We start from the raw sequence: 21,955 nt of genomic DNA on the forward strand, positions 1-21,955 counted from the left end.
ATTTTCCATCATCTGATATGTCAAATTTTCGCTCTTTTTTTAACACATCACACACTACATGTAAAAATTTATCCATTTTATTTAGATTTATTATAACTTGAAATTGTGGGGATGAGGTTTAAAATGCAAAAAAACGACAAATCACTGTTAAAAATGTCGTTTTTTTATTGTAGGGTTTTTAGCTTGCAGGAGTGTCAACATTTGTAAAATAGTTACTGTTGCTGCTTTTTTTTCTGCTTATGTAAGATTGAGTAAGAGCAGCCTCATTTTTTTCTCCGGTGCGGATACGTTCAACCTCCAAAACAGGGATTACCCACATTTTGCCTGCTCCGTGACCTAGGTCTTGAGTGTTTGCTCTTATCGCCTCTTTTGCTATCTCTTTGAAAGCCTCAGATGAAAGAATTATTTCAACTTTCACTTTTGGATCCAAATCAGGAGTTCCGCCCTCCTCAGTAATTCCAATGCCGCCTTTTCCTATAACATCTATAACTGTTATACCCTCTATTTTTTTCTCATAAAGGTCTTGCAAGACGTCATTTAGACAGATTTTGTTAAATATCGCAGTAAGTTGATACATGTAAATCCTTTTGTTTTTTTATATTTCATAAATCAGAATGCAAGTTTTGTTCTAGCAAAATTTTTTATGTCAAGAATAGTAATTGCATTGCCCTTTTTAAACTATTTACAAAGAGGATTCTATGGCAAGAGATGATTTAATCGGCGGCGCACTTTGGGAAGAGTATTCGCAAGAGGTACAAAAAAGGATGAATCAACCGACAAATATGGGAGAGATAACCGAATCTGAAGCAGGACAAAACAGACTTATAATCGCAGATTTCGGAGCTGAGAGCTGTGGGGATGCGGTAAGACTGTACTGGTTGATAGACCCAAAAACAGATGAGATTAAAAAAAGCAAGTTTAAGAGTTTTGGTTGCGGAACTGCCATAGCGTCATCCGATATGATGGCAGAGTTATGTTTGAACAAAACTGTTGACGATGCTTTAAAAATCACAAATATCGATGTTGAAAAAGCACTCCGTGACAATCCCGATATTCCTGCCGTACCGGGGCAAAAAATGCACTGCTCCGTCATGGCATACGATGTTATAAAAAAAGCGGCATCAATCTATAAAAATGTTGATATGGAGAGTCTTGAGAGCGAGTTTATCGTATGTGAGTGCGCCAGAGTATCGCAAGATACGCTAAAAGAGGTTATAAAGCTAAATAAATTGTCTTTCATAGAGGAGATTATCGACTATACCAAAGCAGGCGGATTTTGTAAGTCATGTATAAAACCGGGCGGACATGAAGCCAAAGATGTTTACTTGATTGATTTACTTAACGAGATTCTCCAAGAGCGAACAGCCGAAGAGAATGCACGCAAAATTATTGAAGCAAAGGGCGAGGGAAGATTTGAATCTATGAGTCTTGTTCAAAAAATCAAGAGCGTAGAGTCCATTTTAGAGGAGTATATCCGCCCGACGCTAAAGGCTGACGGCGGCAACGTAGAGCTGATAGATATCAACGACGAGAATTCAGCTTTGAATATTCTTATAAAATATCAAGGCGAATGCATGAGCTGTTCTATGAATACGACTACTACTCTAGCGGGTATAGAAGACATGTTAAGCTTTAAATTAAAAGCTCCTATAAAAGTGGTTGTAACTTAAAATGAACACTTATGCAACAAAAGAGGCAACCTTCGCTTATCTAAAACAGTTCAAAAAATATAGTAAAGATTTTTACCGTTTTGATGGAGAAGTTTTTGTATCTTCACTGGGTCTGGGTACTTTTCGTAAAGAGCCATACAGAGAAGAGAACTATGTTATCAACTATAAAGAGTCGGTAAAACTTGCCGTACTAAAGGGAATAAATTTGATAGATACGGCAATAAACTACCGTTATCAGACTAGCGAAAGAGAGATAGGAGAGGCTTTAAGTGAACTATTTTATGAGAAAAAAGCTACCAGAGAGCAGTTGGTTATTACCTCAAAAGCAGGATTTGTGCCGCTTGATTTTCCTTTCCCGAAAAATCCTTATACATGGATTGAGCAGAATGTGATTGATAAAAATTTAGCTTCTAAAGAAGAGATTATCGTAGATCAGCACTGTATGACTCCGGATTATTTAAGATGGAGCGTTGAGAACTCTTTGAAAAACTTAGGGTTGAAAACATTAGATATTTTATTTTTACACAATCCTGAGATGCAACTCGGATATATTGATTATGAAGAGTTGAAAAAAAGAGTCAAAAAAGCGTTTGAGCTTTTTGAACAACTTGTAAAAGAGGGAAAAATAAGAAACTACGGAATTGCTACTTGGAACGGTTTTTTATATGATGAGACACACAAGGAGTATCTATCGCTTAAAGATATGGTAGAAATTGCACTAGAAGCAGGGGGAGCAAACCATCATTTTAAATATATTCAAGCACCTTATAGTATCGCTAAAACACAGGCATACGGTTTTTCAAATCAAATGGGAGCCGATGGAAAATACTATACGCTTATGCAGGCGGTTTATGGTTATGGCTTGAAAATAATAGGCTCATCTTCGCTTCTTCAAGCAAATATTTTTCAAAAAAAGTTTGATGAGAGCCTCGGCAAGTCACTCGGCACAAATGATTTTAATGATGTTATAACCGCTTTGCAGTTTGCAAGAAGCAGTAGCGTAGTCAGTTCGCTTTTTGGAGCGATTGACCCACAACATGTAGAAGATAATTTATTGCTTGCTTATCTGCCTAAAGCAGATAAAGAGACAATATCTAAACTGTACGGAGAAAACAATGTTATATGATGTAATAGTAATAGGAAGCGGTATTTCAGGACTTTATGCAGCGTTATACGCTAAGCGAAGCGGCTTAAAAGTTGCGGTAATTACTAAAGGCAATCCTTTTCGTTCAAACTCATCCGTAGCATCAGGGGGCATTAATGCTGTTATCGATTTGTCCGCTTATGACTCTATAGACAGACATGTAAACGATACCATTAGCGGTTCTGACGGTTTGTCTCACAAGGCTAATATACAGAGTATGTGCGCAGAAGCTCCAAATATAATAGACGAATTAAAAGCAATGGGTGTCGGTTTTGACTCAGACGATAACGGCAATATAAAACAGCGTCCATTTGGCGGAGCAAGTGCAAATCGTACATGTTATATTGCCGATAGAACAGGCGCTTCAATAGTTCAAACTCTGTTTTTAAAATGCAGAAAAGAAGGCGTAGATATTCTTTCAAATCATAAGTTTTTAAATATTACAAAGTATAAAGGCAAATTATCAGGCATAACAGTTCTTCGCCGCCGTAATTCACAAGTTATAGCTTTTGCATGTAAATCATTGGTTTTAGCAGGCGGCGGCTATGCAGGAATTTTTCGCTCTCATACCACAAACTCTCAGGAGAGTTCAGGCGATGTTATAGCCGCCGCGCTTCGTGCAAATATGCGGCTTAGTAACATGGAGTTTGTACAGTTTCATCCCACAACATTAGTTAATAGCGGTTCACTTATAAGCGAAGCGGCGCGTGGAGAAGGCGGATATATTATCGATGAAGAGGGGGAGCGTTTTACCGATGAGCTTCAAACACGTGATAGATTGTCTCGTGCCATTGTTAAGCATATGAGTGAGGGTCATAAAGTATATTTGGATTTACGTCATTTTGGCGAAAAAGTTATAGACGAAAAACTTCCCTCTGCTAAAAAAACGGCACTTAGCAGTGCCGGAGTAGATATAACAAAAGAGCTGTTAGCTATAACGCCATCGGCACACTACAGTATAGGAGGGATATGGACAAGAGGCGATACTTCCACCGATATGCCTTATGTTTTTGCATGTGGAGAGTGCGCCGTTACCGGTGTGCACGGTGCTAACAGATTAGGGGGAAATTCACTTTTAGAGGGTGCTTATTTTGGCAGACTTGCAGGAAAAGAGGCAGCACATGTAGCACTTAGAAGAGATTTTTTGCCGATTGATTATGCGTATGTTGAAAAAGAGTCCCGCAAAGTAGATTTGATACTAAGCGAAGAGGGTCTCTTTAATATAAATGCCATGAGAAAAAATCTCGGCGGCTTTTTATTTAAAAATGCAGGAGTGTTTAGAAGTGAAGATTCATTATCGTCTGCATTAGAGTATGTACATTATCTGATGCAGCAGCAATACGGACTGCATTGTGTAAACAAAGATTTACATGACAATGTGGAACTAGCTTCGATTATAGAGTTTAAAAATGCACTTTTAATTGCCGAAGCAATGGTACTTAGTGCGTTAGGCAGAAAGGAGAGCAGAGGCGTTCACTACAGAGATGATTATCCCCAAAAGGATGATAAGAATTTTGGCAGTGAATCATATATAGAGCAGATGAATGAAAGTAATTTCAAAGTAAGTTTTAAAAATAGCGCTCGTAATGGTTTATGGCACTATTTAAGTAAATTATTTAAAACAAGGAGTTTGTAATGGCAAAAGTTATGTTAAGAGAAAATGATGAGGGTAAGGTGCTATTTTACGTAGCTAAAAAAGATATGGAAGAGATTATAGAGTCGTTAGAGTTTGATAGCGAGGAAAAATGGGGCGGAAATATTAATTTGACCAACGGCGATATATGGTATATAGAGCCACATGTAAAAAAACTTCCAAATGAGGTAAACGCTAAAATAATATCAAGAGGAGATAGTTAAAATAGACTATTTTATTTGGGTTTCCAAAGTATTAAATCTTAAAATTCTATATTATATTTTTTGATTTTATATGTAATCTGTCTGGTACTCATCCCAAGTTGTGCCGCTGCTTTTGTTTTTATGCCGCGGTTATCAACCAATGCTTTAATAATCGACTCTTTTTCAATCTCTAAAATTCTATTTTTAGTCATAGTCTGCGGTATCGCTATTTCCTCTATATTTTGAGCAGGCAGATTCTCTTGCAGTATGACTGTTTTTTCACTCTCCATGCTCATGTGCATTTTTTGATAGTTAAAAGGGAGTACGTGATTTAACATCTCTGGATTGATAACTCCGTTTGGGCATATTAAAACTATTCTCTCCATTGTGTTTTGAAGTTCACGAATATTTCCCGGCCATGGATAGTCAAGCAAAACCTCAAGTGCTTGTTTAGAAAAAGACATCTCTTTTCTATGTTCTTTTGTAAAGTTATGAAGATAGTGCTCAATCAAAAGTTTGACGTCTTCATACCTTTCGCGAAGCGGCGGCAGATTGATTGGAATGACATTTAAGCGGTAAAACAAATCCTCTCTAAATTCGCCGCTTTTGACCATTTTTTCTAAATTTCTGTTTGTCGCAGCTACTAACCTAACGTTTGTTTTAATTGTTTTAGTACCGCCGACACGTTCAAACTCCTGCTCTTGAAGGATTCTAAGAAGTTTTACTTGAAGAGCGGGTGTTATATCGCCTATTTCATCCAAAAACAGCGTTCCTCCGTCAGCTAACTCAAATCTTCCTTTTCTAGTCTCCCTAGCATCTGTAAAAGCACCTTTTTCATGCCCAAAAAGCTCACTCTCAAGCAGGGTCTCACTTATTGCCGCGCAGTTTAGTTTTATGAAGGGAGCATTTTTACGTCTGCTTAGATTGTGTACCGCCGTAGCGATTAGCTCTTTACCCGTACCTGTTTCGCCTCTTACTAAAATGGTGGCATCAGATGGCGAAACGGTCTCTAACATGTTAAATATCTGTTTCATTTTAGAGCTTTTACCGATTATATTTTCAAACCTGTACTCGCTAAGCGCTTGGTCTTTATAGTATGTTTTTAGCTCTACCAAACTCTCTTTTTCCTGCGCAAATCTCTTTTGCATAGATATATTGCCGCCAAAGAGTGAACCCACTATTGTAAGCATGTGAACAATATTGTCAAAATCTATTATACTTGACTCATCAATGTTAGCGGATAAGACGCCTATCACTCCGCTGTCTTGAATAATCGGGGTAGCAACATAAGATATAGATTTTGTATTTGCAGTGCCAATTTTATTTAAGTAGTTAATATTGTTATGAATATTTTCTATTACGATGGGTTCTGCGCTTTTTGCGGCAAGACCGGTTGCTCCTTCGCCTATTTTATATCTTGCCATTTTTTGTTGAGCAGGTGTTATATTTATAGAAGCAAAAAGTTCTAAGTACTCGCCATCATCATTAATAAGGAACAGCGCACATCTCTCAAGATATGATTTTCGCTTAAGCATCATCATCGCTTTTTCTATGCACTCTTTCGTATCTACCGTATTTGTGAGCATTACTGCTATCTCATAGAGTATATTAATCTCATCGTAGGCAAATTTTAGAGTACATGTTTGACAATCTTCATCTTCTGGGGTATGAATTTTTTTTGACATGAAAACTACTCTTTTTTCAAATTATACTATTTAAGTAGGCAGTTAATTGTATAAAAAATAGTCAATAGAGTAATCTTTTATATTAGAACAGGTTATGCATATAGCTTTTTAATATATTAGAAAAAATGGATTATATATGAATATAACTGTAAATGGAGTGCTAACTAGGCTTGAGGGAAAAGAGATAGATGTAGGTCGTGAAGCACCTGCTGCACGAATTACAAAGTTAGACGGCAGTAAAAATGTAATCGGAATGATAGCTCAAAATCTACAGCTTATTGTTTCTATACCTTCTCTTAAAACAGAGGTATGCTCGCTTGGGGCTAAAAAATTTAACAAGCTTGTAGAGCAGTTTAAAAAACTAGAGACGATTATGGTAACAACCGATGATATCGAATTTGTAAAAGAGTATGTAAAAAACGAGAATATCGACAGCGCAGAGCTTGTAATAGATGCTGATTTGAATTTTGCAAAAAAATACGGTCTCTTAATCAAAGAAGGCAAACTTAAAAATCGTCTTGCTAGAGCAGTGTATTTAATTGATAGTGATGGCAAAGTAGCATACAAAGAGCTAGTCGGAGAAATAGTTGATGAAGTTGATTATGATGCTTGTATAAAAGCAGTTCATAAAATTTTGAGCGAAGAGAAAAAGGGTCATACACATGAAAACTGGATGAGTGTTTAATAGTTTTATTTGCAACACAATAGGACAAAATATGACAATTTTGTTATTTAAAAACAGTTGAGATGGAGATTTATCATGAAAATGGATTTAAAAATAGTAGAAAAAGAGGTTTGTGATTTGCTCCAAAAGCATTCTGTAAACTCTCTTGCACATGATGTTTTAGCTCCTTGGGTAGCATATAAATCATTGGCGATGGGACATTTATATAGTGATTTGGGGCTTAAAAGCAGAACAGAGATGGGTAGATTTATGCAAAGAAATTTTCCGACTTTAGCACAAGATAAACCAAAGGATAAGTTATGGAAAAAATTTATATACGACGAGATAGGTAAAATAGCTCCTGCATGTAAAAACTGCAGCGATAATATTTCATGCTTTAGCTGTATAAGCGTAAATATATGAATATTTATGATGTTGTAGTAAAAATATACTACTTTTTTATTACAAATTGACACAAATCAATAACTAAAATTTTTAAATCGGATAAAATTTCTCCGATTTAAAAATTTAGAGCGTAATGCGTTCTTACCAAGGAATACAAAATGAAAATAATTTTAACTATAATGTTAATATTAGGTGCCATCCAAGCTGACAACATTGTACACTATGACATTAAAGATGTACAAACACCGATTAGTAAACCTAATCACCCAAGCACAGATATTTACTAATATCTAAAAAACTATTTCTCCTTCTAAGACAGGTATTACCGTTCCTGTCTTAGTGACAACTATTTAAAAAATCCCAAACTCTCTTTAACTAACATTTTTGTATAATCTATTTATGATTACTCAAGATTCTATTGAAGCCCTCAAAGCGCGCATTGATATTGTTGATGTTATTGGTTCGTACATTGAGCTTAAAAAAGCCGGTGCAAACTATAAAGCGCCATGTCCTTTTCATGGCGAAAAAACCGCTTCATTTGTAGTAAGTCCGGCAAAACAGATATATCACTGTTTTGGATGCGGGGTAGGCGGTGACAGTATAAAATTTGTTATTGAACATGAAAAATTAACTTATCCAGAAGCACTGGAAAAGCTTGCATCCACATATAATTTCTCTCTCTCGTACAGCGACAAAAAAAACAGCAAACCTCGTTCAAATCTTATGGAAAAAATTAATGAGCGGTATCAATACCTTTTTACTAAAAATCCTCAGGCAATCTCTTACATAAAAGAGCGCGGTATTTATGAGAGCAGTGTAGAAAAATTCGGTATCGGATATGCACCTGATTCAAATGCAACGATTAATTTTATAAAATCTGAACTTTTCAGTATGAGCGAAGCGGTTGAGATGGGAGTTATAGGGTATGAAGGCGGAAGGAATTTTGCAAGATTTATAGAGCGTATAACATTTCCTATTCATTCGGCTAACGGCTCTATTGTCGGGTTTGGCGGGAGAACCATAAGCGGACATCAGGCAAAGTACGTAAATTCGCCCGAAACGCCTTTTTTTAATAAATCGCGTCTTTTATATGCCTACCATCATGCAAAACAGAGTATTCATAAAACAAAACAGATAGTTATAACAGAGGGTTATCTTGATGTTATAATGCTTCATCAAGCAGGTTTTACAAATGCGGTTGCTACTTTGGGAACGGCGCTTACTACAGAGCATTTGCCGCTATTACGTAAAGGCGAGCCAAAAGTTATAATGGCATATGACGGAGACAAGGCAGGACGCGCGGCTGCTTTAAAAGCATCAAAACTTTTAAGTGCAAGCGGATTTAACGGCGGCGTTGTTATTTTCAAAGAGGGTTTAGACCCTGCGGATATGGTAAAAAATGGTGAAGTTGAGGAACTATCAACTATGTTTAGAACTCCTCAAGCGTTTATAGAGTTTGTTTTAGACGAGATTTTATCGCTTTACAATCTTTTAGACCCTAAGGCTAAAGAAGCTTGTATGCAAGAGGCTATCGGATATCTTAAAACTCTCTCCCCAATGCTTCAGGATAAATATAAAACATATTTGGCACAACGATTGGGAATTAATCCTTCATTTGTAAGATTGGCTAACCAAGCGAACACTAACCAAAATAAAACTGTTATTGATAGTAGCCGTCATAGAGATATGTGGGAGCTTAGTTTAATAAAAACGGTTTTAGAACATCCAGAGTTTACAAATCAAATTTTAGATGTGCTTGATCCTTCGCTTTTGCAGTTTCATTCACTTGAGTTTGCTTTGGCATTAAAGGGAAAGTTTGACGAGCCGCGGCTTATGGCAATATCAGTAGATGAAAAGATACTTTCACTTGAAAATGAAGAGGCTCTAAAGGCTGAACTTATAGCATTTTTAATGAAGCATTACGAGAGAGAATACAAAAAAATAAATTTGCAGACAGATATCTCTTTTGAGCAAAAGGCCTTTCATATTCGTAGATATAGAGGAAAAATCTCGCAGTTAAAAAAAGGAGAGCTTGTAACTTTTAAGAGCTAAACATTGCTCTTTATGACTCAGGTGTCTCTTTTGGTTTACGCTCTTTTATAGATATTTTTCTTCCAACTTTTTTTGGTGCTTCATATGTATCTTTTGGTTTTCCGTCATAGCGATGATTTCTCTCTCCGCTTTTACTAGCAAATATGGCTTTGCCGTTTTCGTCTTTACCTAAAAATTTATTAGGTTTTTTACTATTTTCACCGTCTCTTTTAGGCTTGTCGTATTTTGGTTTGTCAAATGGTTTACGCTCTGATTTTTCACCGTCTCTTTTAGGCTTGTCGTATTTTGGTTTGTCAAATGGTTTACGCTCTGATTTTTCACCGTCTCTTTTAGGTTTGTCGTATTTTGGTTTCTCAAATGGTTTGCGCTCTGATTTTTCACCGTCTCTTTTAGGCTTGTCATATTTTGGTTTCTCAAATGGTTTACGCTCTGATTTTTCTTTTGCATCCGTCTTAAAAGCGTACTCTCTTTTTGGCTTTTGTTGTGCTATTACAATAGTCTGCTTCTCTTCATACTCAAAACCTTTGATTATTTCTTGTTTTATTACTCTTTTAAGAAGTGTTTCTATGGGATATAGCTCTTTTTGCTCATTAATATCAAGTAAAATAGTTGCACTATCTGTAGTTTTTGCCAATCTTGACATGTAGATATCTGCATCAGAAGGTAAATCGTAGCTAATAAGCAATTCACATGTAAGTTCAGGCAACTCTATTAGCTCACTATCACTTAAAACCGTAACATTTTCTGCAGTTATAGCCTCTTTTATAGCTTCAATATTATTTGAAGATACAACAATAGTTTTCAAAGAGTTGTTTTGGGTTATCAATAAATTAAGAAGTGATAATTTTTTATCGTTAGGACATGGATGAACACGATGCTTACCGTGTTTTAAGGTTATTTGGTTGCTTGACATAGGAAGTCCTAAGAGAGTATTTAAATTTAGTGCAAATTATATCCGACATTACCATAAATTATGCTATTATGTATAAATATTACAACTCAGGAAATGAATGTCATTTAACTCACTAGGTTTATCAGCTCCTATATTAAAAGCTATTAAAGATCAAGGGTATGACGAGCCTACCCCTATTCAAAAAGAGGCGATACCGGTTATACTAAGCAAAAGAGATATTTTAGCAGGTGCGCAAACAGGAACAGGTAAAACTGCCGGTTTTACTCTTCCGCTTCTTGAGCTTCTAAGCAGAGCAAAACCATCAAAAACAAAGCACAGCGTGAGAGCGCTTATACTAACGCCCACAAGGGAGTTGGCGGCTCAAGTCGGAGAGAGTGTAGAGCTTTATGGAAAACATCTTCCATTCAAATCTGCAATTATATTTGGCGGAGTGAAAATAAATCCGCAGTTAGTACAGCTTCGCAAAGGTGTTGATATTGTTATTGCAACTCCGGGGCGTCTTTTAGACCATATTTCCCAAAAAAGCATAGATTTAAAAAGCGTTGAATTTCTTATACTTGATGAAGCCGATAGAATGCTTGATATGGGTTTTATAAACGATATTAAAAAAATCTTGGCAATACTACCTTCACAAAGACAAAATCTGCTATTCTCGGCTACATATTCAGATGAGATTAAAAAATTATCCGATAGATTGTTAAACTCGCCGGTTCTTATAGAAGTCGCACGCCGCAACACTGCCGCAGAGAGCGTAAAACAGACAGTTTATCCTGTTGATAGCGTTCGTAAAAGAGAGCTTTTAACACATTTGATAAATGAAGGTAAATGGAAACAAGTACTCGTGTTTACAAGAACAAAACATGGGGCAAATCGCCTCTTTGGACAGCTTGAAAAAGACGGCATAACTGCTGCTGCAATTCATGGAAACAAGAGTCAAAATGCAAGAACAAAAGCTTTGGCTGACTTTAAAAACGGTGAAATAAGAGTTTTGGTTGCAACAGATATTGCGGCACGCGGTATTGATATAGACCAGCTTCCACATGTAGTAAATTACGAACTTCCAAATGTTCCTGAGGATTACGTTCATAGGATAGGGCGAACGGGTCGTGCCGGTAATGTAGGCGAAGCAATATCGTTAGTTTGTATAGATGAGCATGAGTATTTGGCAAATATAGAAAAACTAATCAAAAATGATATCCCAAAAATTTGGCTAAAAGGTTTTAAACCTGACCCTTCTATAAAAGCAGAACCTATAAATCAAGGCGGAGGCAGAGGTGCGAAAGGTAGTAATTCAAGAAGTAGAGCTCAAAACAGACCTGCTACAAATGCGCCAAAAAAATCATCACGAAGCCACTCTGGTACAAGAGGGAATAAGTAGTGTATAATTCTGTAATTTAATTATTACATAACAAGGGAAAAAGATGAAAGCAATCGCACTTTTTAGCGGTGGATTAGACTCAACTTTGGCGATGAAGCTTATAATAGACCAAGGCATAGAGGTTTTGGCGGTAAATATTAATACGGGCTTTGGAAGTACGAAAGATAGACTTGAGCATATGCAAAGTATGTGCAATCAAGTCGGAGCAGAGCTTAAGATAATAGATATAGAGAGCGAATTTTTACAAGATGTACTCTTTGACCCAAAACACGGTTACGGTAAAAATTTCAATCCATGTATAGATTGTCATGCTAAAATGTTTGCAGTTGCTAAGCGTATAATGGAAGCAGAAGGCGCTTCATTTCTAATCAGTGGTGAAGTTATGGGGCAACGCCCAATGAGTCAAAATAAAGATGCTCTTCAAACAGTTTTAAACGAGAGCAACTGTGAAGGTCTGCTTCTTCGTCCTCTCTCCGCAAAAGCTTTGGTTCCGACAATAGCTGAAATAGAAGGGTGGGTAGATAGAGAAAAACTCGAAGGAATTACGGGAAGAAGCAGAGACAGACAGCTAGAGCTTGTAAAAGAGATAGGTTTAGAGAATTTTGAAAGCCCGGGTGGAGGGTGCCTTTTAACTGATGAGAATTTTGCCAAAAAAATGTTTGATTTTATAAAATATGATACGTTTGAAGTTAAGGATATTCCTATCATGAAATTTGGTCGTCATCTGCGACTACCTGATGGTGCAAAACTTGTAGTTGGAAGAAATCAGGAAGAGAATAAGCATCTGCAAAATATAAATAATGAAAAATACTATCACTTAAAAGCTATTGATTTGCCGGCTCCGCACTCTCTACTTAGCAAGAGTGCAACACAAGCTGATAAAGAGCTTGCTGCAAAAATAATTCTAACATATTGTAAAACAAAAGATGGTGTTAGTTATAAAGTATCTTATAAAGAAGATGAGATAGAAGCAACACCTTTTATTTCAAGAGATGAGATAAAACCTTACACTGTCATGTAGATATTTATTTTATTTTTATTTGGATATACTTTGTAAAATTTTAAAATTTGAGGCAGAGTATGGCCGGAGTACATTTTACATTTGACAATTTTAAACAACTTCTTGATTTGAGTATAGGTTTGGTTCAAAGACTTGATGAGAACCGTGCAGAGAGTTTTACTTTGTTATATTGTGATTTTTCAAAAGTTAAACAGACGGATATCAATAGTTCGCTTGAGCAGATACTAAGAAATTCAGACTCTATTTCTAATAGCAAATCGGACTATTTTTTCATACTCCCATATACCGACAAATACGGTGCCGCTATCGTAAAAAATATGTTTAGCGAATTTTTTGCAAAAGATTTAAACTCCTGCGTTGTAAGTTATCCGATAGACGGAGAGAAATCAGAAGCACTTATAGAAGAGTTAAAAAATCTAGCAGGTGCAAAATATAAAAATGATTTAACTTGTTTAAATAGCTTTAATCCCTACTAAACTTATAATCTTTTGAGTTTTTATAAAACTCTATTGCCTCTGATATTTTCTGCTCTTTATACACTTTTTTATCGCAAACATATCTGCATTTAATTTTTTTATTTTCCGATGCTTGTCTATTTATCTCATTTTTCTTAGTATTATAAACCGAAGTATCCATATTTTTTTTAGATAAAGACTCAGCTGAACCTTGAGAAATAAAGAAAATAGCTAATGATAGAAGCAATAATTTAATCATGCACCTATATCGGTAGTTTTTTAATAAATTTAATAGTGGAATAATTTGTGCTATATCTTATAAAATCTTTGTAAAAAGGAGCAGATAATGATTTTATTGGATAATCAAAATAGTAAAACTTCATCTTCATCATCGCCTCTTGCTTTATCGCCTAAAAATGAGAAAGGCTCTTTATCATTTTCAGAGTTACTAAAGGGAGTCAGTGAAAAAAAAGATGGCAAAGTCATTCAAAACGGCTCTTTGATACTATCGCTCGGTAGTGAAGAAAAAAGTATCAAAACACCAAAAACTAGCTCAAAAACAGAAATATTGTCATCTCTTTTAAAAAACGAGGACAAAGTATCTAAAAAAAGTAGCCAAGAGCCACTAGAGTTAAATCCAAAACTTACAGCTTCTTTGAGCAGTCAAGAGCTAAAAGCACTAGTTAGCGATGCAAAAAATTATCTTAAAGAAAAAATTCTAAACAGTGATGAGTATAAGAAATCAGAGATAAAAGAGCTTCCAAAAACTCTTAAAGGCTTGGCTGAAGCTGCTAAAAAACTCGGTATTGATGTGACTAAAATTACCGTTGAAGAGGTAAAAGTTCAGACTAATAAAACAGATGCTAAAGAAGATAAAAAAGTTCTAATAAAAGAAGAGCTTTTTTCAAAAGATATGACTCAAGATAAAAAAATAAAGACGTCACCTAGTGATGATAAACAAAAAAATATAGCTGCTAATAATGTACAAAACGCTGAAGCACTCTCATCAGATGATAAAAAAAATAGCGAGAAAACGATACAGCTTCAACAAGAGATAAAAACAACACCTCTTTTTAGAGCACAAACTTCATCTGAGCATACGACTACACAGCAGATAGTTCAAGCCAAAATAAACAATTTGCATAAAACAGAAGAAAAAACACCAAAAGAAAAAGCGGATGAAACATTAAAACTTCTTCTTCGCGGTGAAAAATCAAGTGCAAACAACTCTTCGCTAACTGCAGATTTTTCGGTTGCTACTGCTAAAGTAATAGCACCTAGTGCAACTCAAGAGAACACAAAAACATTAGAGAAACTTTTGCAAGGTGAGTCATTTGTAAATGAACAAAACCCCTCAACAGGTAAAACAGAGATGTCAGGTGTTCATAAGGCAGATAGTTTTGAGCTTAAACTAAATGAAGCAAAGCAGATGATTAAATATCTCTCATCGGATATTAAAAATGCTATTGAAGAGTATAAATCTCCTTTTACAAGGGTAAAGGTACAGTTAAATCCGCAAAATTTGGGTGAAGTTGATTTGACGGTTGTTCAAAGAGGTAAAAATCTACATGTAAATATCAGCTCAAACAATTCAGCAATAAATATGCTTTCAATGAATTCAAATGAATTGAAAACACAGTTAAATAACAGTGGAATAAATAATGCTACATTAAATTTTAGTAACGGTTCGCAAAATAGTGACTCAAACAGTAACGCACAGCACCAGCAAAGACAAAATGAGCGCCGAGCTAACGAAGAGTATAACTACTTTGAAAATGAACAAAGCAAAGAAGAGATTTTAAGCTCTTTAGAAATAATAGTTCCAAAGTACATATAAAGGATACAAAATGGCAATCACATCAACAGGCTTAAATGCTGCTACAAACGCAGAGTATGCGACTTCGACCGCAACTGAAGACAAGACGGTTTTAGGAAAAGATGATTTTATGAAACTTCTTTTGGTTGAGCTTCAAAATCAAGACCCGACCGAGCCTATGGACAGTGAGAAAATTCTGAGTCAAACATCGCAACTTGCAACTTTAGAGTCTTCCGAAAATACTAATAAGGCTCTAGAATCATTAACGGCTGCACTTGGAAATTCTCAACAGTTTTCTACGGTATCTGCAATAGGTAAAACGGCAGATATAGGTAGTAATGCAATAGTTCTTGATGAGGGAACCGATACTACTTTTGAAATCTACTTTCCTGATGAAATAGATCATGGAAGCGTTGAGATAATGGATGTTAACGGAAATGTTATAAAAACATTGGATGTAGGTACAAATCCAAAAGGGGTATATCAGTTTACGTGGGACGGTACAAATCAAAGCGGTAGCAGCGTTACTAGCGGAATATATTACTCAACTGCTTCATACACAAATCCAAACGGCGATACACTAAAGACTAGAGTAGGCGCATATCCTATCGAATCTGTTAAATTTGATAGCGGTAAAACTTATGTTAAAGTAGGTTCAAGCTATGTTGCACTAGAGAATATTAAAGAAGTTTACTAAAGGATTCTATTATGATGACTCAAGCTTTTTATACCGGAATAAACGGGATTAAAACACATCAGTACGGTATAGATGTAATTTCCGATAATTTGGCAAATATAAATACTACCGGATTTCGCGGCTATAGTGCAGAGTTCTCATCACTTTTTGAAGAGGCTTTAAACACCGATTCAAATAAATCAAGTATAAATAGCAGCGTCGGAGTAGGTGCTAGACTTAATGGTGTCGTTATGGATGAGGGTGTCGGTGTTTTAGAGTTAAGTGAGAGAAGTACTGATTTGGCTATTATGGGTGATGGCTGGTTTGGTATTCAAGGTGAAGGTAAGCCGTTATATACGCGTGATGGAAGTTTTATGTTTGACAAAAATAGAGACTTAGTAACTGCCGATGGTTATTATGTGCTAGGAACAATCGGAGCGAATATAAAAGACGGCATATTGACAGAGCAGTTATCAGAGGTAGAGTTAGGTGAAGCTAGCACTCAACAAATGCTTCAAATGCCAAAGAGTTTAGAGTTTCCTGTTCAACCTACAACTAAGGTAAAGTTTTACGGAAATTTAGGTGTTGATGATGAAATAAGGGTTATGAGTGCAAAAGCCGTTGATCCGCAAAGCAATAATAATAGTATAAGACTTGAGTTTAGTAAAGTTGACCCACAAGTTTTGCCGGGAAGTCAATGGAATGTTGTAGCTACTGCCGAGAGCTTAGACGGAGAAACGATATATGATACGAAAAGTGGAGTCGTAGAATTTGATTATGCCGGTGCATTAGTTTCAAGTACACTGCCTACAATAGATAATAACGGCTCTAGCGTAGAGGTTGATTTAAGTACCGGATTTAGCGGTATAACATCCATAAAAGGAGAATTTGCAGCATCAAGTTCTTCAAATGGGATTCAGGCGGGAGAACTGCTCGGATATGATATAAATAAAAATGCAGAAATCGTAGCAACATTTTCTAACGGAATGCAGAGTTCAGTAGGTGCAATAGCAGTATATCATTTTCAAAATGACAGAGGGCTTGATAGGGTAAACGGGTCTAGATTTAGTGAATCTACAAATAGCGGTAAGCCTATATTTTTTCAGGATGAAAACGGTAAAAATATTATCGGTACCGAAATATCAAACTTTCTGCTTGAAGGTTCTAATGTAAAAATGGAAGTTGGATTAACAGAGATTATAATAATGCAAAGAGCGTATGATGCTAACTCAAAATGTATTAAAACAGCTGATGAGATGATACAAAAAGCATTGAGTATGCATAGATAGGGTAGAAGAAATTAAGTTGGAACACTAAATGCTGATAATTCTTACTATGTTAAGAATTTTTTTGCCTTGTTTGAGGCAAATTGATTAAGAGATATTTTTGAAGGTAAAAAATGACTCTCTTATTTTGTGCCAATCGGCTAGTATAACCTAACGGGGCTTTGCTCCGAGGGCGTTTTAAATTTATGATAAGGATTTAATATGTTAAAGTCACTTTTTTCCGGAGTATCCGGACTACAGTCTCATCAAGTTGCGATGGATGTAGAGTCAAACAATATTGCAAATGTTAATACAATAGGTTTTAAATATTCTCGTGCCAACTTTTCAGATCTTCTTGCTCAAACAAAGGCAATTGCTACTGCTCCGCAAGGAGAACTCGGCGGTAAAAATCCGGTTCAAGTCGGACTTGGTTCTACTGTTAGTTCAATGACTCGTATATTTTCTCAAGGCTCAGTTGAAAATTCGGATAAAAATACCGACGTTGCTATTCAAGGTGATGGATTTTTTATAATCTCTCCCGATGGCGGTAATACTTACAAATATACACGTTCAGGCGACTTTAAATTTGATGCAGGCGGAAATTTTGTAGATAACAACGGTTTTATAGTTCAAGGATGGTTAAGAGATAGAACTACCGGTTTTGTAGATGCAACAGCACCTATTACAAATATAAATATACCTCCGGGACTAACTACTCCTGCTAGTCCTACGCAAAATGTGGTTATAAAAGCAAACCTAAATTCAGGTCCACTGGTAAAAACTTTTTCGCCTGCTTATTCCGTTGAGTCCGGTGCTCCGTATAGTGTTGCAAATGTAGGATACGGAGATGCTAAAGATGCAAACGGAAACCCGATTGATTCAGGTGATTTAGGTGTAATGTTCAATGATAGCGGAGAAGCATTTAGTCTTCAAACCGGTCAAGGAATTTGGGCATCATTTCAAAATTCTACAACAACAGGAAGCGGTAATGTCGTTGCCGGTGCTGTTGAGCTTGATATAACATTCACTCTTGATGACGGTACTACCAAGCAGATAACTACAACAGGCGGATTGGCAGGAAATACGGTTGCCGATAATGCAGCAAGATTTCTGTCTGCAATAAACGCACAGACATCTACAACAGGGATTGTAGCTACATACGATGCAACTAATAATGAAATTGATTTAACAAATACAAATTCTAACGGTGCAGCATCTCACAACATTAGAATAAGTGCAGTAGGCAATGTGAACAGTGGTTTGGCAGTGCTAGATTCTGTAACTACCGCATATAGATATCAGTATGACCCAACAGGAGCTACAACAGTAGCGGGAGCGGATAAAAAATTTAAAACAATAGCAGATTTGCGTTATGCAATGGAAATTGAGGCTAAATCAGTCGATGCGGATGGAAGTGCGGATGTTTTAACAACAGACAATAATATTTCAATTATTATTAACGCTCAGGGAAAATTTGAGATTACCAATCCAGGTGGAGCAACTGATGATTATGATATCAGTTTAGCAATTACGGGTATGACTGCTGATAGTGTCGTCGGTGGTGGAATAACGGAAAATGCAAAGTTTACAAGAAACATGGAAGCGTTAAGTTCAACACTGCCTTCAGGAACTACCGGAAAAGCATTTTCACAAAGTTTTAATGCAGCAACGCACTCCGCTAGTATAGATATTTACGATTCGTTGGGTTCAAAACATACTCTTAGAACTGAATATAGAAAAGTAGCTGTTGACTCATCTACAGGTAGTACATGGAATATGAAAATAAGTGTTCCTGAACCTGCAACAATTGATACTGTTGCTCCCACTAATGAAAAAACCGGTTCTATAAGATTTAACAATGACGGTTCATTAGCGACTTTTAACCCTCCAAACGTCTCATTTACCGCAAATAACGGTTCTGCTTCAAACCAACAAGTCGCTATCAACTTAGGAACTGCAAACGGATTTGACGGTATGACAAGTTTTGATTCTGTTTCATCAACATCGGGAATCTCTCAAGACGGTTATACGGGCGGGGATTTAGTAGGTATCAGGATAGATCAAAGCGGTACTTTAATCGGTTCATTTTCAAACGGTCGTTCTTTTGGTTTGGCACAAATCGGTATGGCAAAATTTACAAATAATGAGGGTCTATCAACCGAAGGCGGGAATGTTTATACACAAACTGCCAACTCAGGTGACCCGATAATCGGAACAGCGGCAACGGCAGGGCGCGGATTTATGCAGTCATCTGCGCTTGAAGCATCAAATGTTGACTTGTCACGCTCATTAACACAACTTATAATTATTCAAAGAGGTTATCAGGCAAACGGTAAAACAATTACCACTTCCGATCAGCTTCTTCAAACTCTAATAGGATTAAAACAATAAGGTTTTAATCCGATTTGGATATAATTCCTTCAATAAAAAAGAAGGAATTTTTATGCAATTCTCCGCTCCGCTAAAATCAAATTCAAAAAAAATCATGTTACTAGGCTCAGGCGAACTAGGTCGTGAGGTCGCAATAGAGGCTCAAAGGCTCGGTCTTGAGGTTGTAGCAGTTGATAGATATGAAAATGCACCCGCTCATCATGTAGCACACCGCTCATACGTCGTAAATATGCAAAATAAAGATGCAGTTTTAGAAATTATTTACCGTGAAAAACCTGATTATATTTTACCAGAGATAGAGGCAATCAGTATAGATGCACTTTTTGAGGCTGAGAAAAATGGGTATAACGTTATTCCAAATGCTGATGCTGTTAGTAAAACTATGAATAGAAAAAATATTCGTACATTTGCCGCAGAAGCGTTAGGGCTTAAAACAGGACCTTATGAGTTTGTAACGACACAAGAGGGTTTAAAGGAAGCGGCAAAACGTATGGGATTCCCATGTGTTATAAAACCTGTTATGAGCTCGTCTGGGCATGGTCAAAGTGTGGCAAGAAGCATTGATGATATTCCTGCATCCTGGGAGATGGCTAAAGAGGCAAGAGGCGATGCAAGCGAACTTATAGTTGAAGCATTTATTGATTTTGATTATGAGATAACGATGCTTACGGCTAGAAACGGCAAAGAGACTGTTTTTTGTGAACCTATAGGTCATGAGCAAAGAGACGGCGATTATGTTTTTTCATGGCAGCCGATGCAGATGAGCGAGCTAGCAAAAGAGCGTTCACAAGAGATAGCTAAGAAAATTACGGATGGTCTAGGTGGCAGAGGTATTTTTGGAGTAGAGCTTTTTGTAAAGGGTGATGAAGTTTATTTCTCAGAAGTTTCTCCTCGTCCGCATGATACGGGAATGGTTACGCTTATAACACAGTCTCAAAGCGAGTTTGCACTTCATTTAAGAGCAGTTTTAGGACTTCCTTTAGGCTTTACGTTTTATGGTTCCGGTGCATCTGCGGCATTTAAATCAGAGGCTCACAACTATGCTCCTGTTATTGATGTGGATGATAGTCTATTTAGTGATAATAGTTTTGTTAGAGTTTTTGGTAAGCCAGAAGCTCATAAAGGCAGAAGACTTGCTGTTGCACTTGTTTTTGATGAAGTACAAAAAGCACTGTCAAAATCAAGAGAATTAATAACAAAAATTAAAGACATTTAAAGAGAAAAGACAGGCATGAAAATTGTTTTACTTGACGCTTTAACATTCGGCGAATCGGATTTAAGCAGGTTTTTTAAACTTGGGGATGTTAAAGTTTTTCAAACAACTTCTCCTAATGAGACACAAGAAAGAATAATGCATTGCGATGTTATTGTTACTAACAAAGTTGTTATATCAGAAACTCACATGTTAAATACACCAACATTAAAACTTATCTGTGTTGCCGCAACAGGTATGAATAATGTTGATTTGGACGCCGCAAAAAGAAGAGGTATAGAGGTAAAAAATGTAGCAGGTTACTCTACAGACTCAGTAATACAGCATACGTTTTCAATGCTCTTTTATCTTATAGGACACTCAAAGTATTATGATGAGTATGTTAAAGATGGCTCATACTCAAGAAGTAAAATCTTTACCGATATTTCAAAACCGTTTTTTGAGATAAAAGGCAAAAGATGGGGAGTTATAGGTTTAGGCGCTATAGGTCGCGGTGTTGCAAATATAGCAAAAGCGTTTGGAATAGAGATATGCTACTACTCTACAAGCGGTAAAAATAGCTCAAAAGATTTTATACATGTAGAGCTGGAAGAACTTCTAAAAACTTGTGATATCATCTCTATTCACGCACCTTTAAATGAAAAAACAGACAATCTTTTGGACTATGAACAACTGTTAATATGTAAAGAAAATGCAGTTATTTTAAATATTGGACGCGGCGGTATCATCAATGAGAGGGCTATTGCACGAATAATTGACGAGAAGAGTATCTACTTTGCTCTTGATGTTTTAACAAAAGAGCCTATGGAAGAAAACCATCCTTTTTTACATGTAAAAAATAGGGATAGACTCTACATAACTCCTCATATTGCTTGGGCAAGCGTAGAAGCGAGAGATAGACTTATTGCTTCTGTTATTGAAAATATAAAATCTTTTCAAAAGTAGCTACTATTACTGAATTTGCTCTTTTTTTATCCTCTTTTTTAGCGGCTACCGTTTTGCCTTTTAGTTCAGAAGTCGCTTTTCTCGCAGTTTTAGCTAACGGTATGCCAAACTCTAATGCGCTTATTTTTGCCTCATTGGGTAATGTGCTTGCCGTTATATTGAACTACTTTTTAGGTTACCTGCTTTATGAAAAAACAAAAACAAAACTTTTATCATCAAAAATAGGAACAAAGGCTTACGATTACGGACATCTATACGGTTACTATGCACTCGTACTTTCATGGCTACCCATAATAGGTGATCCGCTAACATTAGTTGCAGGTATTGTTAGACTTGAGTTTGTTTGGTTTGTTATAATTGCCGGAAGTTTAAGGGTTGCAAGATACTACATTTTGACCCTTATGATATAATTTAGCAGGAGCGTGA

At 36.3% G+C, this 21,955-nt stretch carries 22 protein-coding genes; 18 read left to right on the plus strand and 4 right to left on the minus strand.

The annotated features are described in order from the left end of the window. Nucleotides 1–178: 178 nt before the first annotated feature. Entirely contained in the window at nucleotides 179–577 is a 399-nt protein-coding gene (locus A2530_RS08170) for a P-II family nitrogen regulator (protein ID WP_294883291.1), read from the minus strand. A gap of 121 nt (nucleotides 578–698) precedes the next feature. On the opposite strand from A2530_RS08170, the gene A2530_RS08175 reads away from it, so the two are divergent. The 4 genes from A2530_RS08175 to nifT are packed head-to-tail and all read left to right on the plus strand — an operon-like array spanning nucleotide 699 to nucleotide 4,671. Next, a complete protein-coding gene (locus A2530_RS08175; RefSeq protein ID WP_294883289.1) occupies nucleotides 699–1,670 on the plus strand; it encodes an iron-sulfur cluster assembly scaffold protein in 972 nt (323 codons plus the stop codon). Between the two features lies 1 nt (nucleotide 1,671). Next, nucleotides 1,672–2,796 (plus strand): aldo/keto reductase, encoded by a 1,125-nt coding sequence (locus A2530_RS08180; protein WP_294883287.1) that lies wholly within the window; start codon nucleotides 1,672–1,674, stop codon nucleotides 2,794–2,796. After that, the gene (locus A2530_RS08185; protein ID WP_294883285.1) at nucleotides 2,786–4,450 is read left to right on the plus strand and encodes an L-aspartate oxidase; all 1,665 of its coding nucleotides are present in this window, start codon (nucleotides 2,786–2,788) and stop codon (nucleotides 4,448–4,450) included. Before A2530_RS08180 ends, A2530_RS08185 begins: the two co-directional genes overlap by 11 nt. Further along, nucleotides 4,450–4,671 carry a putative nitrogen fixation protein NifT gene (gene nifT / locus A2530_RS08190; RefSeq protein ID WP_294883283.1) on the plus strand — a complete coding sequence of 74 codons (222 nt, stop codon included), beginning with the start codon at nucleotides 4,450–4,452 and terminating at the stop codon, nucleotides 4,669–4,671. Before A2530_RS08185 ends, nifT begins: the two co-directional genes overlap by 1 nt. Before the next feature lie 38 nt (nucleotides 4,672–4,709). Here nifT and A2530_RS08195 read toward each other — a convergent pair whose 3' ends face one another. Beyond that, nucleotides 4,710–6,335, minus strand: coding sequence for a sigma 54-interacting transcriptional regulator (locus A2530_RS08195; protein WP_294883281.1), 1,626 nt, complete (start codon nucleotides 6,333–6,335; stop codon nucleotides 4,710–4,712). Between the two features lie 136 nt (nucleotides 6,336–6,471). Here A2530_RS08195 and A2530_RS08200 point away from each other — a divergent pair, with 136 nt between their 5' ends. The 4 genes from A2530_RS08200 (at nucleotide 6,472) to dnaG (ending at nucleotide 9,456) form a co-directional block, all read left to right on the plus strand. Beyond that, nucleotides 6,472–7,020 carry a redoxin family protein gene (locus A2530_RS08200; protein ID WP_294883279.1) on the plus strand — a complete coding sequence of 183 codons (549 nt, stop codon included), beginning with the start codon at nucleotides 6,472–6,474 and terminating at the stop codon, nucleotides 7,018–7,020. A gap of 75 nt (nucleotides 7,021–7,095) precedes the next feature. Beyond that, nucleotides 7,096–7,422, plus strand: coding sequence for a nitrogen fixation protein NifQ (locus A2530_RS08205; RefSeq protein WP_294883277.1), 327 nt, complete (start codon nucleotides 7,096–7,098; stop codon nucleotides 7,420–7,422). A gap of 140 nt (nucleotides 7,423–7,562) precedes the next feature. Next, the gene (locus tag A2530_RS08210; RefSeq protein WP_294883275.1) at nucleotides 7,563–7,691 is read left to right on the plus strand and encodes a hypothetical protein; all 129 of its coding nucleotides are present in this window, start codon (nucleotides 7,563–7,565) and stop codon (nucleotides 7,689–7,691) included. Between the two features lie 112 nt (nucleotides 7,692–7,803). After that, complete coding sequence (gene dnaG, locus A2530_RS08215; protein ID WP_294883273.1) at nucleotides 7,804–9,456, plus strand: DNA primase; 1,653 nt, start codon at nucleotides 7,804–7,806, stop codon at nucleotides 9,454–9,456. A 10-nt stretch (nucleotides 9,457–9,466) separates the two neighbouring features. Here dnaG and A2530_RS08220 read toward each other — a convergent pair whose 3' ends face one another. Further along, a complete protein-coding gene (locus tag A2530_RS08220; protein WP_294883271.1) occupies nucleotides 9,467–10,369 on the minus strand; it encodes a hypothetical protein in 903 nt (300 codons plus the stop codon). Between the two features lie 97 nt (nucleotides 10,370–10,466). Between A2530_RS08220 and A2530_RS08225 the strand changes: the two genes are divergently transcribed. The 3 genes from A2530_RS08225 to A2530_RS08235 are packed head-to-tail and all read left to right on the plus strand — an operon-like array spanning nucleotide 10,467 to nucleotide 13,244. Beyond that, complete coding sequence (locus tag A2530_RS08225) at nucleotides 10,467–11,747, plus strand: DEAD/DEAH box helicase (RefSeq protein WP_294883269.1); 1,281 nt, start codon at nucleotides 10,467–10,469, stop codon at nucleotides 11,745–11,747. A 43-nt stretch (nucleotides 11,748–11,790) separates the two neighbouring features. Next, a complete protein-coding gene (locus A2530_RS08230; protein WP_294883267.1) occupies nucleotides 11,791–12,768 on the plus strand; it encodes an argininosuccinate synthase domain-containing protein in 978 nt (325 codons plus the stop codon). 59 nt (nucleotides 12,769–12,827) lie between these two features. Further along, on the plus strand, nucleotides 12,828–13,244 hold the full coding sequence (locus tag A2530_RS08235) for a hypothetical protein (RefSeq protein WP_294883266.1): 417 nt from the start codon (nucleotides 12,828–12,830) through the stop codon (nucleotides 13,242–13,244). On the opposite strand, the gene A2530_RS08240 is transcribed toward A2530_RS08235, so the two are convergent. Further along, nucleotides 13,231–13,482: a hypothetical protein gene (locus A2530_RS08240; protein WP_294883264.1), complete on the minus strand. Its 252-nt coding sequence runs from the start codon at nucleotides 13,480–13,482 to the stop codon at nucleotides 13,231–13,233. The genes A2530_RS08235 and A2530_RS08240 overlap by 14 nt on opposite strands. Nucleotides 13,483–13,569: 87 nt before the next feature. Between A2530_RS08240 and A2530_RS08245 the strand changes: the two genes are divergently transcribed. The 7 genes from A2530_RS08245 (at nucleotide 13,570) to A2530_RS08275 (ending at nucleotide 21,939) form a co-directional block, all read left to right on the plus strand. Beyond that, nucleotides 13,570–15,060, plus strand: a complete 1,491-nt coding sequence (locus tag A2530_RS08245; RefSeq protein WP_294883262.1) for a flagellar hook-length control protein FliK — start codon at nucleotides 13,570–13,572, stop codon at nucleotides 15,058–15,060. Nucleotides 15,061–15,070: 10 nt separating this feature from the next. Beyond that, nucleotides 15,071–15,736, plus strand: coding sequence for a FlgD immunoglobulin-like domain containing protein (locus tag A2530_RS08250; protein ID WP_294883260.1), 666 nt, complete (start codon nucleotides 15,071–15,073; stop codon nucleotides 15,734–15,736). 11 nt (nucleotides 15,737–15,747) lie between these two features. Beyond that, on the plus strand, nucleotides 15,748–17,004 hold the full coding sequence (locus tag A2530_RS08255) for a flagellar hook protein FlgE (RefSeq protein WP_294883258.1): 1,257 nt from the start codon (nucleotides 15,748–15,750) through the stop codon (nucleotides 17,002–17,004). 198 nt (nucleotides 17,005–17,202) lie between these two features. Continuing rightward, nucleotides 17,203–19,371 carry a flagellar hook protein FlgE gene (gene flgE, locus A2530_RS08260; protein WP_294883256.1) on the plus strand — a complete coding sequence of 723 codons (2,169 nt, stop codon included), beginning with the start codon at nucleotides 17,203–17,205 and terminating at the stop codon, nucleotides 19,369–19,371. Between the two features lie 52 nt (nucleotides 19,372–19,423). Further along, the gene (gene purT / locus A2530_RS08265) at nucleotides 19,424–20,587 is read left to right on the plus strand and encodes a formate-dependent phosphoribosylglycinamide formyltransferase (protein ID WP_294883254.1); all 1,164 of its coding nucleotides are present in this window, start codon (nucleotides 19,424–19,426) and stop codon (nucleotides 20,585–20,587) included. A gap of 15 nt (nucleotides 20,588–20,602) precedes the next feature. Then, on the plus strand, nucleotides 20,603–21,529 hold the full coding sequence (locus A2530_RS08270; protein ID WP_294883252.1) for a D-2-hydroxyacid dehydrogenase: 927 nt from the start codon (nucleotides 20,603–20,605) through the stop codon (nucleotides 21,527–21,529). A 53-nt stretch (nucleotides 21,530–21,582) separates the two neighbouring features. Further along, complete coding sequence (locus tag A2530_RS08275) at nucleotides 21,583–21,939, plus strand: DedA family protein (RefSeq protein ID WP_294883250.1); 357 nt, start codon at nucleotides 21,583–21,585, stop codon at nucleotides 21,937–21,939. Nucleotides 21,940–21,955: the final 16 nt, after the last annotated feature.

This window comes from Sulfurimonas sp. RIFOXYD2_FULL_34_21 (assembly GCF_001830805.1).
Lineage (GTDB): Bacteria > Campylobacterota > Campylobacteria > Campylobacterales > Sulfurimonadaceae > Sulfurimonas.

Coding starts and splice junctions, on each gene's coding strand:
- A2530_RS08170 (WP_294883291.1), bottom strand. CDS start 577: ATGTATCAACTTACTGCGATATTTAACAAAATCTGTCTAAATGACGTC.
- A2530_RS08195 (WP_294883281.1), bottom strand. CDS start 6,335: ATGTCAAAAAAAATTCATACCCCAGAAGATGAAGATTGTCAAACATGT.
- A2530_RS08210 (WP_294883275.1), top strand. CDS start 7,563: ATGAAAATAATTTTAACTATAATGTTAATATTAGGTGCCATCCAAGCT.
- A2530_RS08245 (WP_294883262.1), top strand. CDS start 13,570: ATGATTTTATTGGATAATCAAAATAGTAAAACTTCATCTTCATCATCG.
- A2530_RS08205 (WP_294883277.1), top strand. CDS start 7,096: ATGAAAATGGATTTAAAAATAGTAGAAAAAGAGGTTTGTGATTTGCTC.
- A2530_RS08225 (WP_294883269.1), top strand. CDS start 10,467: ATGTCATTTAACTCACTAGGTTTATCAGCTCCTATATTAAAAGCTATT.
- nifT (WP_294883283.1), top strand. CDS start 4,450: ATGGCAAAAGTTATGTTAAGAGAAAATGATGAGGGTAAGGTGCTATTT.
- flgE (WP_294883256.1), top strand. CDS start 17,203: ATGTTAAAGTCACTTTTTTCCGGAGTATCCGGACTACAGTCTCATCAA.
- purT (WP_294883254.1), top strand. CDS start 19,424: ATGCAATTCTCCGCTCCGCTAAAATCAAATTCAAAAAAAATCATGTTA.
- A2530_RS08250 (WP_294883260.1), top strand. CDS start 15,071: ATGGCAATCACATCAACAGGCTTAAATGCTGCTACAAACGCAGAGTAT.
- A2530_RS08255 (WP_294883258.1), top strand. CDS start 15,748: ATGATGACTCAAGCTTTTTATACCGGAATAAACGGGATTAAAACACAT.
- A2530_RS08185 (WP_294883285.1), top strand. CDS start 2,786: ATGTTATATGATGTAATAGTAATAGGAAGCGGTATTTCAGGACTTTAT.
- A2530_RS08220 (WP_294883271.1), bottom strand. CDS start 10,369: ATGTCAAGCAACCAAATAACCTTAAAACACGGTAAGCATCGTGTTCAT.
- A2530_RS08175 (WP_294883289.1), top strand. CDS start 699: ATGGCAAGAGATGATTTAATCGGCGGCGCACTTTGGGAAGAGTATTCG.
- A2530_RS08180 (WP_294883287.1), top strand. CDS start 1,672: ATGAACACTTATGCAACAAAAGAGGCAACCTTCGCTTATCTAAAACAG.
- A2530_RS08270 (WP_294883252.1), top strand. CDS start 20,603: ATGAAAATTGTTTTACTTGACGCTTTAACATTCGGCGAATCGGATTTA.
- dnaG (WP_294883273.1), top strand. CDS start 7,804: ATGATTACTCAAGATTCTATTGAAGCCCTCAAAGCGCGCATTGATATT.
- A2530_RS08240 (WP_294883264.1), bottom strand. CDS start 13,482: ATGATTAAATTATTGCTTCTATCATTAGCTATTTTCTTTATTTCTCAA.
- A2530_RS08200 (WP_294883279.1), top strand. CDS start 6,472: ATGAATATAACTGTAAATGGAGTGCTAACTAGGCTTGAGGGAAAAGAG.
- A2530_RS08235 (WP_294883266.1), top strand. CDS start 12,828: ATGGCCGGAGTACATTTTACATTTGACAATTTTAAACAACTTCTTGAT.
- A2530_RS08230 (WP_294883267.1), top strand. CDS start 11,791: ATGAAAGCAATCGCACTTTTTAGCGGTGGATTAGACTCAACTTTGGCG.